A 13,807-nucleotide genomic window follows, 5' to 3' on the forward strand; every position below is an offset into this window, starting at 1 on the left:
GAAGGAATGAATTATTGACTTATTGATGAAGGGATTGAATTACTTAATAATTCAATCCCTCTATAATTCAATAATTATTCTAATGTGATATCCAAACCTAAACCTCTTAATTCGTGAACCAATACGTTGAATGATTCAGGAACTGAAGGTGTTGGCAGGTTTTCACCTTTAACAATAGCTTCGTAGGTTTTGGCACGGCCGATAACATCATCCGATTTAACGGTTAATATTTCTTGCAGTATGTTTGATGCACCAAATGCTTCAAGTGCCCAAACCTCCATCTCACCAAAACGCTGACCACCAAACTGGGCTTTACCACCCAATGGTTGTTGTGTAATAAGCGAGTATGGCCCGATAGAACGCGCGTGCATCTTATCGTCAACCATGTGGCCCAGTTTAAGCATGTAGATGATACCTACAGTTGTTTGCTGGTCAAAACGGTCGCCGGTTAAGCCATTGTATAAATAGGTACGGCCACTTTCTGGTAAGCCTGCTTTTTTAACCCACTCCTCTACTTCGGTATGGCTTGCACCATCAAAAATAGGGGTAGCAAATTTAACACCAAGCTCTTTACCGGCCCAGCCTAATACAGTTTCGTATATCTGGCCAAGGTTCATACGTGATGGTACACCCAATGGGTTCAACACAATATCAACCGGGGTACCGTCTTCTAAGAAAGGCATATCCTCGTCGCGTACAATACGCGCAACAATACCTTTATTACCGTGGCGGCCCGCCATTTTATCACCCACTTTAAGCTTACGCTTTTTAGCGATGTAAACTTTAGCCATTTGTACGATACCTGATGGCAACTCGTCGCCTACGCTTATCGCAAATTTATCGCGACGGTAAGCACCAAGTTCTTCGTTCACTTTAATGTTATAGTTGTGAAGCAAAGTTTTTATCTGGTCGTTTTTATCATCGTCAGTGGTCCACTTGGTTGGGTTGATGTTTTCGTAGTTAAGTTCGGTCAGAATTTTCTGAGTAAATTTAACGCCTTTGGCAACAAACAACTCCTTGTAAACATTATAAACGCCTTGTGATGTTTTACCATTCACAATCTCAAATAACTTTTCAATTAAAGTGTTTTTAAGATCTTTTACAGCTTTATCGTGTTTAGCGTCAAGTTTTTCTATCTGCGCTTTTTCTTCGGCCTTAGTTGTTTTTTTAGCACGAGAGAATAATTTTGTATCAATAACCACACCCGCAATTGATGGCGGAGTTTTTAATGATGCATCCTTAACATCGCCTGCTTTATCACCAAATATGGCACGTAACAGTTTTTCTTCCGGTGAAGGGTCCGATTCACCTTTTGGAGTGATCTTACCTATCAGGATGTCGCCTTCTTTAACCTCGGCACCAACACGGATGATACCGTCTTCGTCAAGGTCTTTAGTGGCTTCTTCTGATACGTTAGGGATATCCGGTGTCAATTCCTCTTCGCCGCGTTTAGTATCACGCACTTCCAGTTCAAATTCTTCAACGTGAAGTGATGTGAATATATCCTGAGACACTACACGCTCAGATATAACGATCGCATCCTCGAAGTTGTAACCTTGCCAAGGCATGAATGCCACTTTAAGGTTACGACCTAATGCAAGCTCGCCATCCTGAGTTGCATAGCCTTCGCAAAGCACTTGTCCTTTTTCAACACGCTGGCCTTTTTTAACAATCGGCTTTAAGTTGATGGTAGTGCTTTGGTTTGTCTTTTTAAACTTGGTTAACAAGTAGCTTTTGGTATCACCATCAAAAGAGATCAAACGATCAAGTTCGTTACGGTCATACTTAATTTTTATTTCGTTAGCATCAACATACTCAACCACACCATTGCCTTCGGCATTGATAAGGGTACGAGAGTCTTTTGCTACACGGCCTTCCAAACCTGTACCTACAATTGGCGCCTCGGGGCGTAACAATGGTACAGCCTGGCGTTGCATGTTTGAACCCATCAAGGCACGGTTAGCATCATCATGCTCCAAAAATGGAATTAACGATGCCGCTATTGATGTGATCTGGTTTGGAGCAATATCCATCAGATCCAGTCTTTCCGGCTCGATGATAGGGAAGTCACCTTCAAAACGTGCCTTAACACGCGGGGTGGCAAATACACCTTTATCATCGTAATGAGCGTTGGCCTGGCCAATGGTTTTACCGTCTTCATCCTCGGCAGATAAATAGATAACCGGCTCCTGTACTTGTACTACACCATCAACCACACGTTTGTACGGGGTTTCGATGAAGCCTAAGTTGTTAATTTTAGCGTGTACACAAAGTGATGATATCAAACCAATGTTTGGTCCTTCGGGAGTTTCGATGGTACATAATCTACCGTAGTGGGTGTAGTGTACGTCACGAACCTCGAAACCTGCACGCTCACGCGACAGACCGCCGGGGCCTAAGGCTGACAGACGACGCTTGTGCGTGATCTCTGCCAGTGGATTGGTTTGGTCCATAAACTGCGATAACTGGTTTGTTCCGAAGAACGAGTTGATCACAGATGATAATGTACGTGCATTGATCAGGTCGGTTGGTGTAAACACCTCGTTATCACGAATGTTCATACGCTCGCGGATAGTACGGGCCATACGCGCTAAACCTACACCAAATTGTGCATACAGCTGCTCGCCAACGGTACGTACACGACGGTTTGACAAGTGATCAATATCATCCACCTCGGCTTTTGAGTTGATTAATTTGATCAGGTATTTCACAATCGCGATGATATCCTGCTTGGTTAATACCTTTGTTTCGTCAGAGGTATTCAGCTTTAATTTACGGTTGATGCGGTACCTTCCCACATCGCCCAAATCATATCTTTTATCAGAGAAGAATAAACGATCGATGATACCACGTGCAGTTTCCTCATCAGGTGGTTCGGCGTTACGCAATTGGCGGTAAATGTGCTCAACCGCTTCTTTCTCCGAGTTCGAAGTATCTTTTTGTAGTGTGTTATATATAATAGTATAATCACCGCTGGTGGCAGCATCTTCCTTGTTTAGGATGATGGTTTTTACACCTGCATCAATAATCATATCAATATGGTCGTCTTCCAATACGGTTTCGCGCTCAAGGATGATCTCGTTACGGTCGATAGATACCACTTCACCTGTATCCTCATCCACAAAATCCTCAACCCATTTTTTAAGCACCCTTGCAGCAAGCTTACGGCCAATAAATTTCTTTAAGCCGCTTTTGCTAACCTTAACCTCGTCTGCTAGTTCAAATAATTCTAATATATCTTTATCAGAATCGTAACCTATAGCACGAAGCAGCGTAGTAACCGGGAATTTCTTTTTACGGTCAATATAAGCATACATCACGTTGTTAACGTCTGTAGCAAACTCAATCCAGGAACCTTTAAAAGGTATAACACGGGCCGAGTATAGTTTTGTACCGTTGGTGTGGCGGCTTTGGCCAAAGAACACACCTGGCGAACGGTGTAACTGCGATACAATTACACGCTCGGCACCATTTATAACAAAAGTACCTTTAGGTGTCATATAAGGGATGGTACCCAAATAAACATCCTGTACAATTGTTTCAAAATCTTCGTGCTCGGCATCGTTACATGATAAGCGAAGTTTTGCTTTTAATGGCACACTGTAAGTTAACCCGCGCTCAATACACTCGCGTATATCGTAACGTGGCGGATCAATAAAGTAATCAAGAAACTCTAAAACAAAGATGTTCCTTGAATCAGAGATCGGAAAATTTTCGGCAAATACTTTAAACAACCCTTCTTTGTAACGGTTGTCTGAGGTGGTTTCCAATTGAAAAAATTCCTGGAAAGATTGTAACTGTACATCCAGAAAATCGGGGTAATCAAGTACCTTTCTGCTGGTTGCAAAGTTTACTCTTTGGTTATTGTTGTTTGCCAAGGTATTATAATTTTAGTTTATTAATAAACTTGTTGCTGGTTAAATAGCTGTTGCTAAACCCTAACCAACGATGGGGGTAATATAAACAGCAATAGACCCCGACCAAAAACGGTCGGAGTCTGATGCTATTGTGTGTGTGGTTAAATTATTTAACCTCAACTACTGCTCCGGCTTCCTCTAATTGAGATTTTAAAGATTGAGCTTCTTCTTTAGTTACGCCAGTTTTAACCTCTTTAGGTGCACCGTCAACTAAATCTTTAGCTTCTTTCAAGCCTAAACCTGTAAGGTCTTTTACTAATTTAACAACTGCTAATTTTGAACCACCTGCTTCTTTCAGGATCACGTCAAACGCAGTTTGCTCTGCAGCAGCTGCAGGAGCATCATCGCCACCAGCAGGAGCAGCTGAAACAGCTACCGCTGCAGCAGCAGGCTCAATGCCATACTCATCTTTTAATATCTGAGCTAATTCGTTTACTTCTTTTACTGTTAAGTTTACCAACTGTTCAGCAAACGCTTTTAAATCCGCCATTTTATGTTTTATTTTTTACTTAATACTTTTTTGTTTAAATCTAACTTTAAGGTGTTAGTTAACCTCTTTCTTGCAATGTTTTTACAACACCTGCCAATATATTTCCGCCTGATTGCAATGCAGAAATAACGTTCTTTGCCGGTGATTGCAGTAAGCCAACTATCTCGCCAATTAATTGCTCTTTCGATTTTAACTTCGTAAGTGTATCTAACTGGTTATCGCCAACGAATATAGCCGAATCGATGTATGCTGCTTTTAAAACTGGTTTGTCGCCTGTTTTTCTCAATTTCTTGATCAGCTTTGCCGGGGCAGTTGCTGATTTTGAGAAAAGTATAGATGATGAACCTTTTAATACATCAAACATCGGGCTGAAATCGCCACCGGCTGCTTCCATAGCTTTTTTAATCAAGCTATTTTTCGCTACCTGCATGGTGATATCATTTTCGAAACATTGACGACGGATCGTGTTAACTTTTGCAACCGTTAAATCTGAAGTATCGGTGATATAAAAATTACCGTACTCTTTAATTTGTTCAGTAAGGGCAAGAACAAGATCGTATTTTTCTTCTTTATTCATGATTAAATTCCCGCTACTGATTTAGTTTCAATTGTTATTCCCGGCGACATGGTTGAAGAGATGTGTATACTCTTAAAATATGTTCCTTTTGCTGCTGATGGTTTTAATTTAGAGATAGTTTGCAATACTTCTAAAGCATTCTCGTAAATTTTATCAGCAGTGAAAGACGCTTTTCCTATTGAGGTGTGGATGATACCGGTTTTATCAACCTTGAAATCGATTTTACCACCTTTTACCTCGGTTACAGCTTTTCCAACTTCTGGAGTTACTGTACCCGATTTAGGGTTAGGCATTAAGTTACGCGGACCCAATATACGGCCCAAACGTCCTACTTTAGCCATAACACTTGGCATGGTTATGATAATATCAACATCAGTCCATCCGCCTTCAATCTTGGCAATATAATCATCCAAACCTACAAAATCCGCACCTGCATCCTTTGCTTCTTGTTCCTTATCAGGAGTACAAAGCACTAATACACGTACAGTTTTTCCGGTTCCATGAGGTAAGGTTGCAATACCACGCACCATTTGATTGGCTTTACGCGGGTCAACACCTAAACGCACATCAATATCAACCGACGAATCAAACTTGGTATTGGTTAATTCCTTTACCAAAGCTGATGCAGCTTCTAATGAGTACGATTTGTTCGCCTCAATCTTGGATAGTGCCGCTTTTTGATTTTTTGTTAATCTAGCCACTGTCTTAAACTGATTTGTATAAATTAATTAATTCCAGGGAGCCGTACCTGATACGGTTATTCCCATACTGCGGGCAGTACCTGCCACCATTTTCATGGCTGATTCTACTGTAAATGCATTCAAATCAGTCATTTTATCTTTGGCTATACCTTCAACCTGCTCCCAGTTTACACTGGCAACTTTTTTACGGTTGGGCTCGGCCGAACCACCTTTTAAACCTGTTGCTTCCAATAATTGGATGGCAACCGGAGGGGTTTTAATGATAAAATCGAATGACTTGTCGACATAAACAGTAATAACTACCGGTAACACTTTACCAGGTTTATCCTGGGTACGTGCGTTGAACTGCTTGCAAAATTCCATTATGTTCACCCCTTTTGCACCCAATGCTGGGCCAATTGGTGGTGATGGATTTGCAGCGCCGCCCTTCACCTGTAGCTTTACCATCGCACCGACTTCTTTTGCCATTTTACTTTGTTTTAATTATAACTCAATGTTAGTAAGTGGAAGCTAAGTAACATTTATTTTTAATGTTGATTTATTGAATTACTGAATTATTGATTTCAGCGTAGCCTATAAACCCATATATTTTTTAATGCAGGATGATAGTTGAATCAATAATTCAATAAATCAATCCTTCAATAATTATTCTTTCTCTACTTGCATGTAATTCAATTCAAGCGGCGTACGGCGCCCAAATATCTTTACCATTACCTTTAGTTTCTTTTTCTCTTCGTTAACCTCTTCAATAACGCCGCTAAAGCCATTAAATGGCCCATCCATTACTTTAACGTTTTCGCCAACGTAATATGGTACATTCATGGTTTCGCCTTGTGCGCTCATCTCGTCAACCTTACCTAAAATACGGTTAACTTCGGCCTGGCGTAGTGGTATGGCATTTCCTTGCTTGTCGCCTAAAAAACCAATTACACTATTTATATTTTTTATAACGTGTTCTAATTCACCATCAAGCGCGGCTTCCATTAAAACATACCCCGGAAAGTAGTTGCGTTCTTTCGCAATTTTCTTCCCGTCGCGCATTTGATAATACTTTTCGGTAGGTATTAACACTTGTGGTACTAAGTGGGCAATGCCTAAACGTGCTACCTCGGCATCAACGTATTGCTTCACCTTTTTCTCTTTACCACTAATGGCCCTTACCACATACCATTTTAATTGATCACTCATCTATATATAATTAGGCTAGTGAAGTATAAAACTGATTAAGCAAATAACCAATAACCTGGTCCATACCAAATATTACCATCGCGATGATGATTGCAGCTACCAGTACTAAAACAGCACTGCTTTGCAATTCGCGCCATGTTGGCCAGGTTACTTTCTGGGTCAACTCGATGTATGATTCTTTTATATATTCAGTTACAGCAGCCATCTTATTTTTATTATTGCTTATGCACGGGAACAAGGATTCGAACCCTGATCAAAGGTTTTGGAGACCTCTATTCTACCATTGAACTATTCCCGTGTATACTTATCTCCAAAAAACGGAAATTGTGTACTATTTACTTATTGTGAATAAAGTACCGTGACAAAAGTCACGGTACTTTACACAAAAATTAACCGTTTTGCTACCCTTTAAAAGGGTACGAAATTATTTTAAAATTTCAGTTACCTGGCCAGCACCTACAGTTCTGCCACCTTCACGGATAGCGAAACGTAAGCCTTTTTCCATAGCGATAGCGTTGATCAGTTTTACTGTGATGGTAACGTTATCACCTGGCATAACCATTTCTACACCTTCGGCCAATGAAATCTCACCGGTTACGTCAGTTGTACGGAAATAGAATTGCGGACGGTATTTGTTGAAGAATGGTGTGTGACGACCACCTTCTGCTTTTGACAATACGTAAACTTCTGCCTTGAAATCAGTGTGCGGAGTTACTGAACCTGGTTTGCAAATAACCATACCACGACGGATATCAGTTTTTTCAATACCACGTAACAATAAACCTACGTTATCACCAGCTTCACCCCTGTCAAGGATCTTGCGGAACATTTCCACACCTGTAACAGTTGATTTTAAGTTTTCGGCACCCATACCAAGGATGTCTACTTGCTCGCCTGAGTTAATAACACCACGCTCGATACGACCAGTTGCAACAGTACCACGACCAGTGATCGAGAATACGTCTTCAACAGGCATCAAGAAAGGAAGATCAGTTAAACGCGGAGGGATAGGGATCTGTGTATCTACAGCATCCATCAACTCCATAATTTTATCAACCCATTTAGGCTCGCCGTTAAGGCCACCTAATGCCGAACCTTGAATTACAGCGATATCATCACCTGGGTAATCGTAGAATGATAATAATTCGCGGATTTCCATTTCAACAAGTTCTAACAATTCTGGATCATCAACCATGTCAACTTTGTTCATAAACACAACTAATGAAGGCACACCAACCTGGCGGGCTAACAAGATGTGCTCACGAGTTTGAGGCATTGGACCATCAGTAGCGGCAACAACAATAATTGCACCGTCCATTTGAGCCGCACCTGTAACCATGTTTTTCACATAATCCGCGTGACCTGGACAGTCAACGTGAGCATAGTGACGGTTGTTTGTTGAATACTCAACGTGCGCTGTATTAATTGTAATACCACGCTCTTTTTCTTCAGGAGCAGAGTCAATTGAATCAAATGAACGAGCTTCTGAAAAACCTTTATCAGCTAATACCTTAGTGATAGCTGCGGTTAGGGTTGTTTTACCGTGGTCAACGTGACCGATTGTACCGATGTTTAAGTGCGGTTTACTGCGGTCAAATTTTTCTTTTGCCATGATTTATATTTGTTTGTAGGTTAATTTATTTATTAAAATGTATTATATGTATACTTATATAATGAGCCAACAATGGGATTTGAACCCATGACCTCTTCCTTACCAAGGAAGTGCTCTACCCCTGAGCTACGTCGGCTTGTTTTTAGTTCATTAGTTTACTCGTCAATAGTTCATTGGTATTACCTGCTTAGTACAAATGAACTAATGAACCAAGCAACCATTGAACCAACCGAGCGGAAGACGAGGTTCGAACTCGCGACCTATAGCTTGGAAGGCTATCGCTCTACCAACTGAGCTACTTCCGCAATTTTAAAATCCAAAAACTAAACTCTAAACCCTAAAACAATTTTTAGAATTTAGAATTTAGCATATTGAACACTATTTGTGGGGGGAGAAGGATTCGAACCTTCGTAGCCGAAGCAGCGGATTTACAGTCCGCCCCATTTGACCGCTCTGGTATCCCCCCAATTGTTGATTTCGGATTAATAATGTTCAAAGTTGAAGCTAAACACTACTCGTCCGAAATAAACAGAGCCTCCTATCGGGATCGAACCAATGACCTACTGATTACAAGTCAGTCGCTCTACCAGCTGAGCTAAGGAGGCTTAAATTGTTAGCCATAACCTTATACTTGTTAATAGTATTTGGGTAAATGGCGGCAAATTAATATTGCGCTATTATTTTTTATTTTAAAGAACCAACCGTTTCATAAAAGGAAGGCCGTTAAGCCCCTCTCTGAAAGGGATTGCAAATCTACAAAAATTTAAGGCTGTACAAAATTTTTTTCCAAAAAAAATCGGCAGGTTTAAAACCTGCCGATCCGGGCTTTGTTTACCCTGCTATATGTGTCTAAAAATCATCGGTTTCTGCTACAAGGGCGGCTTTTTTAGCAGCTTCGGCAGCAATTGATTTTTTTGTTTTATGTTTTTCTATTTGTTTGCGAAGGCTCTCTACAACCAGGTCTGTTGCCTCTTCAAAGCTCTTACATTTCTCTTTGGCAAATATTTGGTTACCCGGTAGCATCAGTTTTATCTCGGCTATTTTGTTCGCCTCATCCTCTACATTTTCCAATTTAAGGTAAACCTCGCCGCTTATAATGTGGTCGTAGAATGTTTCCAGCTTATCAACCTTCTTCTGAATAAAATCCAGTAATTTCCTGTCTGCGGTAAAGTGAATAGATTGCACTGTAATTTTCATTTTTCCTCCTTTTTATGCCTTTGGATGGGCTTGTTTATAAATAGATTTAAGTCTTTCAACCGAATTGTGTGTGTAAATTTGCGTGGCACTAAGGTTGGCGTGACCAAGCAGTTCTTTTATGGCATTTAAATCGGCACCCTTATTTAACAGGCTTGTTGCAAATGTGTGCCTTAGCACATGCGGGCTTTTTTTGCTTTGGGTTGATATGAATGAAAGGTATTTTTGCACTATTAAATATATTAACTTTGGATAAGCATCGGCACCTTTATTTGTAACGAGTAATGTTACCGAAATGTTATGAAATTTTTCACTTTTCTTTACCTCCAGGTAGCGTTTTAACAGTAGCACTAACTCGTGGTTAAGGGGTAATATCCTCTCTTTGTTACGTTTACCTAAAACTTTTATGGTGTTTTCGTAAAAATTTATATCGCTTTCTTTTAAGCCGGTAATTTCGGCAAGGCGCATACCAGTGCCAAACAGCATTTCAATTACCAGTTTATCGCGCAGGCCGGCAAAATCATGTGTAAATATGTCCGCATCCGAAGGATTGCTCTCGCCATTATCTAACATCCGCGTTAGCTTATCGGTATCAACAACAACGGGTAGGTTTTTGGGCACCTTTGGGGCAATTATGCGCGATGTTGGATTAACGGCGATATCCCCCTCCTGCAATAAAAACTTAAAGTACTTACGCAGTGTGGCTATTTTACGGTTAACAGACCGGGCTATGAGTTTTTGATCCATCAGGTGAACCATCCAGCCACGAATATCGTGATGGCTTATCTCTGATGGGTGAGTGTATGCTGGGGTAAGATTGTCTTTCGGGTTCAGGAACAGCATGAACTGTTCAAGGTCTGATTGATAGGCAGATACTGTGTGGGGGGAGTATCTTTTTTCAAACTTTATATAATTGATGAACTTGTCTAAAAACATAAAAACTATTTATACACCCAGTGAATGAATGTACAAATAGTTTTTTTTATAGAGACAAGAAAATGTTAAAATTCTTTTGTTGAAAAAGAATTAAACAGTTTCAAGGTTCATATTCTGCTTGTAGATGGCATGTTTAATTTCGTGCCTGCGAGTTATGGATTTCTTTTCAAAAGCCTGGCGACTGCGCAGCTCTCTTAATACTCCAGTTTTCTCAAATTTCTTTTTGAAGCGTTTCAATGCTTTATCTAATGATTCGCCGTCTTTTACGTTGATAATGATCATAATCCCAAATACCTCCTTTCAGGGACGTCAAAGGTAGGAAAATACTTTTAATTCTAAAACACAATTAATTACAAATCTTTCTACGTTAAATAACTGCGTTCGGGCTATTGTGTGAGGGATGGGTATATCCGCTTCTCGGGAGGCAGCGCCATAAACTTTTTGTAGCTATCGTTTATATAAGCCACCATAGATTCGCGGTTGTTGCTGCGCACAAATGCATAAGTTGGGCGGTATAACGACATGAAGTTTTCCAGATCCTTCCCTTTCAAGGGCACAATACTCCCTACGTACGACATGCTGAACGCGGCATCAATCTGCCGTTCTTCTGCATCACGCCTAAAATATCGTTTTAACCGCCGGGCATCTTTACCCTCTTTACTAAACCAGGTAGATGGTGAAAAAGCGTAAACCTTACTTTTTTCATAAACCTGCGGGTATTCGGTCTGTGGATTAAAATCCATCCGTTTAGCGCTGATATTTACCTCTCTTAGTGCTATTGTTTGTGTGTTAAGCAATATCCTTTTAGGGATCATATCTATCAAGTATAATGTATCTGACACATACCCGGGCGAGTTGAATATCAGCGTATGACCTGTAGTAGTGCGTATGCTAAAAGCCCCGTTTTTATCTGTAATGGTTACCTGCTTATTATTTTCGTCGCGTATAAACACATCACTCATGCGTTTATTGGTGCCATTCTCGTAAACCGTGCCTTTTAAAACACCTTGCCCCATGGCGTTACCAACAGTTAATAACAAAGCAGCAACAACTAAATATATTTTTTGCATGGTTATAAAGCTACATATTAATTAAACCGCTGTAAAATATTAAGGTTTCAATTTTAACATTTAAAATCAATAAAAAACCCGGCTTTTGGCCGGGCTTTCATTATTTCTTCCAAACGTTATTGTCCGGGTTAAAATCAGGTAACGATTTATCAGGATCGTAGGTAACCGATTCTATTTCTTCGGTCGATGGGTATTTAACAATAAAGCTATTGTTACGTTCCCAAATTTCAACCGGCAGGTTCAATCTTTCGGTTTTACCGCTTTTGGTTTTTATTTCAAGAATAACCGGCATGGCCATTTTTTCGAGGTTATCTAAAGTGATCAAAGCACCTTTTGATGGGTCGCCGCTTACGTATTTAACGTCTCTTACGCCAACATCAAGGCGCCAGTTATTTTGGAACCAACCTCTCCAAAACCATTGTAAGCTTTCACCGCTCGCGTTTTCGATGGTACGGAAAAAGTCATCTGGCGTTGGGTGTTTAAATGCCCAACGGTTAATGTAAGTTTTAAAAGCAAAGTCAAAACGCTCGGGGCCTAATATCTGTTCGCGCAGTAAGGTTAAGCCCATACCGGGTTTAAAGTATAGTAATATACCGTTGTTTCTTTCTTTTAAATTCTCGGGGTTGCTAAATACGGGCTCCAGATCGGGCTTGGTTAATAGGTCCCCTACCCTTTGCATATCTTGCTTTTTACCCGCGTATTCGCCGTTATTAAAGTCGGCTGTTGATAGGGTATTAATAAAGGTATTAAAGCCTTCGTCCATCCAGCCATAAAGCCGCTCGTTAGAGCCTACTATCATCGGGAACCAGGTATGGCCAAATTCATGATCATTTACTCCCCATAGGTTGCCCTTTGTAGCCCTGCTACCGCAAAATACTATACCAGGATACTCCATACCGTTTACATTACCTGCAACAGCTGTAGCCGCAGGGTAAGGGTATTCGAACCATTTTGATGAGTTATACTCAATAGATTTTTTTACGTATTCTGTTGAACGGCCCCAGGCATTGTTACCATCGCTTTCTACAGGGTAGGCGGATACGGCGGTAGACTTTTTACCACTAGGCAAATTCATTTTAGCAGCATCAATAATAAATGCTGTTGACGAAGCCCAGGCCACATCACGCGCGTTCTTTATTTTGAAATGCCAGGTTAATTCTTTTTTCGCAGGGCGTGAGGCAGCATCAGTAACCTCGCTTGCCGAACGGATAATGACCGTTTTATCGCTTTTTTCGGCCAGTGCCCAGCGTTTTTGCTGCTCAGCGGTATATACATCCTGAGGGTTTAGTAATTCGCCCGATGCTACCACAATATGGTTTGCAGGCGCAGTAATACTTACATCAAAATCGCCATACTCCAGGTAAAACTCGCTTGGGCCTGTATACGGTAAAGCGTTCCAACCCATTACGTCATCATATACATACATACGTGGGTACCATTGTGCTACGGTATAAATTTTACCGTTTTTGGTATTAAGGATACCGGTACGATCTGACCCATACTCGGGTACGATGAACGAATACTCGATATTCAATTTTACCTGGCCGCCATTTGCATTAACGCCTTGCGGCAAAAACACCTGCATTCGGGTATCGTTTATTAAAAACTTTACTGCAACATCGCCAACTTTTACAGATTTTATCTTGTAACCGGCATCGGGCATTTGGCCACGGCCACCATTACGACTACCGGTAACAGGTATAATAGCAGTACCACGCGAATCAGACTTAAATATATTCTGATCTAACTGCATCCATAAAAAATCCAGTTTTTGCGGGCTATTGTTGGTATAGGTTAAGGCTTCGCTACCTATAACCTCATTGTTTTGATCGTTTAGTTTGGCGTTTAGCGTGTAATCAGCACGGTTTTGCCAGTATTTTGGGCCAGGTTCGCCATCTGCAGCGCGGTATTCCGAACCATTTTTGGTGTAAAAAAACGGCGCGAAAGCATCGTGATAGTTATAATTTGATACAGGCGGCGTTTGCTGCGCCTGGGCTACACTGCTAACGGCCATAACAGCCAGCGTAAAACCGGCAATCAGGTTAAATTTCATAATTAGTTAATGATTTGGTAAAAACAAGGCACAAGTATACTAATAATAGAATTATTGAGCATACTTTTA

The 13,807-nt window shown here is 40.8% G+C and carries 13 protein-coding genes and 5 tRNA genes; all 18 read right to left on the minus strand.

Going from position 1 to position 13,807, the window contains the following annotated elements:
• Positions 1-74: 74 nt before the first annotated feature.
• The 18 genes from rpoB to FFF34_016875 all read right to left on the minus strand — a co-directional run bounded on the left by rpoB (position 75) and on the right by FFF34_016875 (position 13,738).
• The gene (gene rpoB / locus FFF34_016790) at positions 75-3,878 is read right to left on the minus strand and encodes a DNA-directed RNA polymerase subunit beta (protein ID TSD63262.1); all 3,804 of its coding nucleotides are present in this window, start codon (positions 3,876-3,878) and stop codon (positions 75-77) included.
• A 145-nt stretch (positions 3,879-4,023) separates the two neighbouring features.
• Entirely contained in the window at positions 4,024-4,407 is a 384-nt protein-coding gene (locus FFF34_016795) for a 50S ribosomal protein L7/L12 (protein ID TSD63263.1), read from the minus strand.
• A gap of 58 nt (positions 4,408-4,465) precedes the next feature.
• Entirely contained in the window at positions 4,466-4,984 is a 519-nt protein-coding gene (locus FFF34_016800) for a 50S ribosomal protein L10 (protein ID TSD63264.1), read from the minus strand.
• A gap of 2 nt (positions 4,985-4,986) precedes the next feature.
• Positions 4,987-5,685 (minus strand): 50S ribosomal protein L1, encoded by a 699-nt coding sequence (locus tag FFF34_016805; GenBank protein ID TSD63265.1) that lies wholly within the window; start codon positions 5,683-5,685, stop codon positions 4,987-4,989.
• A 27-nt stretch (positions 5,686-5,712) separates the two neighbouring features.
• A complete protein-coding gene (rplK, locus tag FFF34_016810) occupies positions 5,713-6,153 on the minus strand; it encodes a 50S ribosomal protein L11 (protein ID TSD63266.1) in 441 nt (146 codons plus the stop codon).
• 177 nt (positions 6,154-6,330) lie between these two features.
• Positions 6,331-6,873: a transcription termination/antitermination factor NusG gene (nusG, locus tag FFF34_016815; GenBank protein TSD63267.1), complete on the minus strand. Its 543-nt coding sequence runs from the start codon at positions 6,871-6,873 to the stop codon at positions 6,331-6,333.
• 10 nt (positions 6,874-6,883) lie between these two features.
• Positions 6,884-7,078, minus strand: coding sequence for a preprotein translocase subunit SecE (secE, locus tag FFF34_016820; GenBank protein ID TSD63268.1), 195 nt, complete (start codon positions 7,076-7,078; stop codon positions 6,884-6,886).
• A gap of 22 nt (positions 7,079-7,100) precedes the next feature.
• A tRNA-Trp gene (locus tag FFF34_016825) sits at positions 7,101-7,171 on the minus strand.
• A gap of 126 nt (positions 7,172-7,297) precedes the next feature.
• A complete protein-coding gene (gene tuf / locus FFF34_016830; GenBank protein TSD63269.1) occupies positions 7,298-8,485 on the minus strand; it encodes an elongation factor Tu in 1,188 nt (395 codons plus the stop codon).
• Positions 8,486-8,549: 64 nt separating this feature from the next.
• Positions 8,550-8,621 (minus strand) — tRNA-Thr (locus FFF34_016835).
• 96 nt (positions 8,622-8,717) lie between these two features.
• Positions 8,718-8,790 (minus strand) — tRNA-Gly (locus FFF34_016840).
• Between the two features lie 77 nt (positions 8,791-8,867).
• Positions 8,868-8,951 (minus strand) — tRNA-Tyr (locus FFF34_016845).
• 66 nt (positions 8,952-9,017) lie between these two features.
• A tRNA-Thr gene (locus FFF34_016850) sits at positions 9,018-9,090 on the minus strand.
• Between the two features lie 244 nt (positions 9,091-9,334).
• Complete coding sequence (gene raiA / locus FFF34_016855; protein ID TSD63270.1) at positions 9,335-9,682, minus strand: ribosome-associated translation inhibitor RaiA; 348 nt, start codon at positions 9,680-9,682, stop codon at positions 9,335-9,337.
• 12 nt (positions 9,683-9,694) lie between these two features.
• Positions 9,695-10,615 carry a tyrosine-type recombinase/integrase gene (locus FFF34_016860; GenBank protein TSD63271.1) on the minus strand — a complete coding sequence of 307 codons (921 nt, stop codon included), beginning with the start codon at positions 10,613-10,615 and terminating at the stop codon, positions 9,695-9,697.
• 90 nt (positions 10,616-10,705) lie between these two features.
• Positions 10,706-10,897 (minus strand): 30S ribosomal protein S21, encoded by a 192-nt coding sequence (locus tag FFF34_016865; GenBank protein ID TSD63272.1) that lies wholly within the window; start codon positions 10,895-10,897, stop codon positions 10,706-10,708.
• Positions 10,898-11,001: 104 nt separating this feature from the next.
• On the minus strand, positions 11,002-11,685 hold the full coding sequence (locus FFF34_016870; GenBank protein ID TSD63273.1) for a carboxypeptidase-like regulatory domain-containing protein: 684 nt from the start codon (positions 11,683-11,685) through the stop codon (positions 11,002-11,004).
• A gap of 100 nt (positions 11,686-11,785) precedes the next feature.
• Complete coding sequence (locus FFF34_016875) at positions 11,786-13,738, minus strand: M1 family metallopeptidase (protein ID TSD63274.1); 1,953 nt, start codon at positions 13,736-13,738, stop codon at positions 11,786-11,788.
• Between the last annotated feature and the right edge of the window lie 69 nt (positions 13,739-13,807).

It is taken from the genome of Inquilinus sp. KBS0705 (genome assembly GCA_005938025.2).
In the GTDB taxonomy this organism is placed as follows: Bacteria; Bacteroidota; Bacteroidia; order Sphingobacteriales; family Sphingobacteriaceae; genus Mucilaginibacter.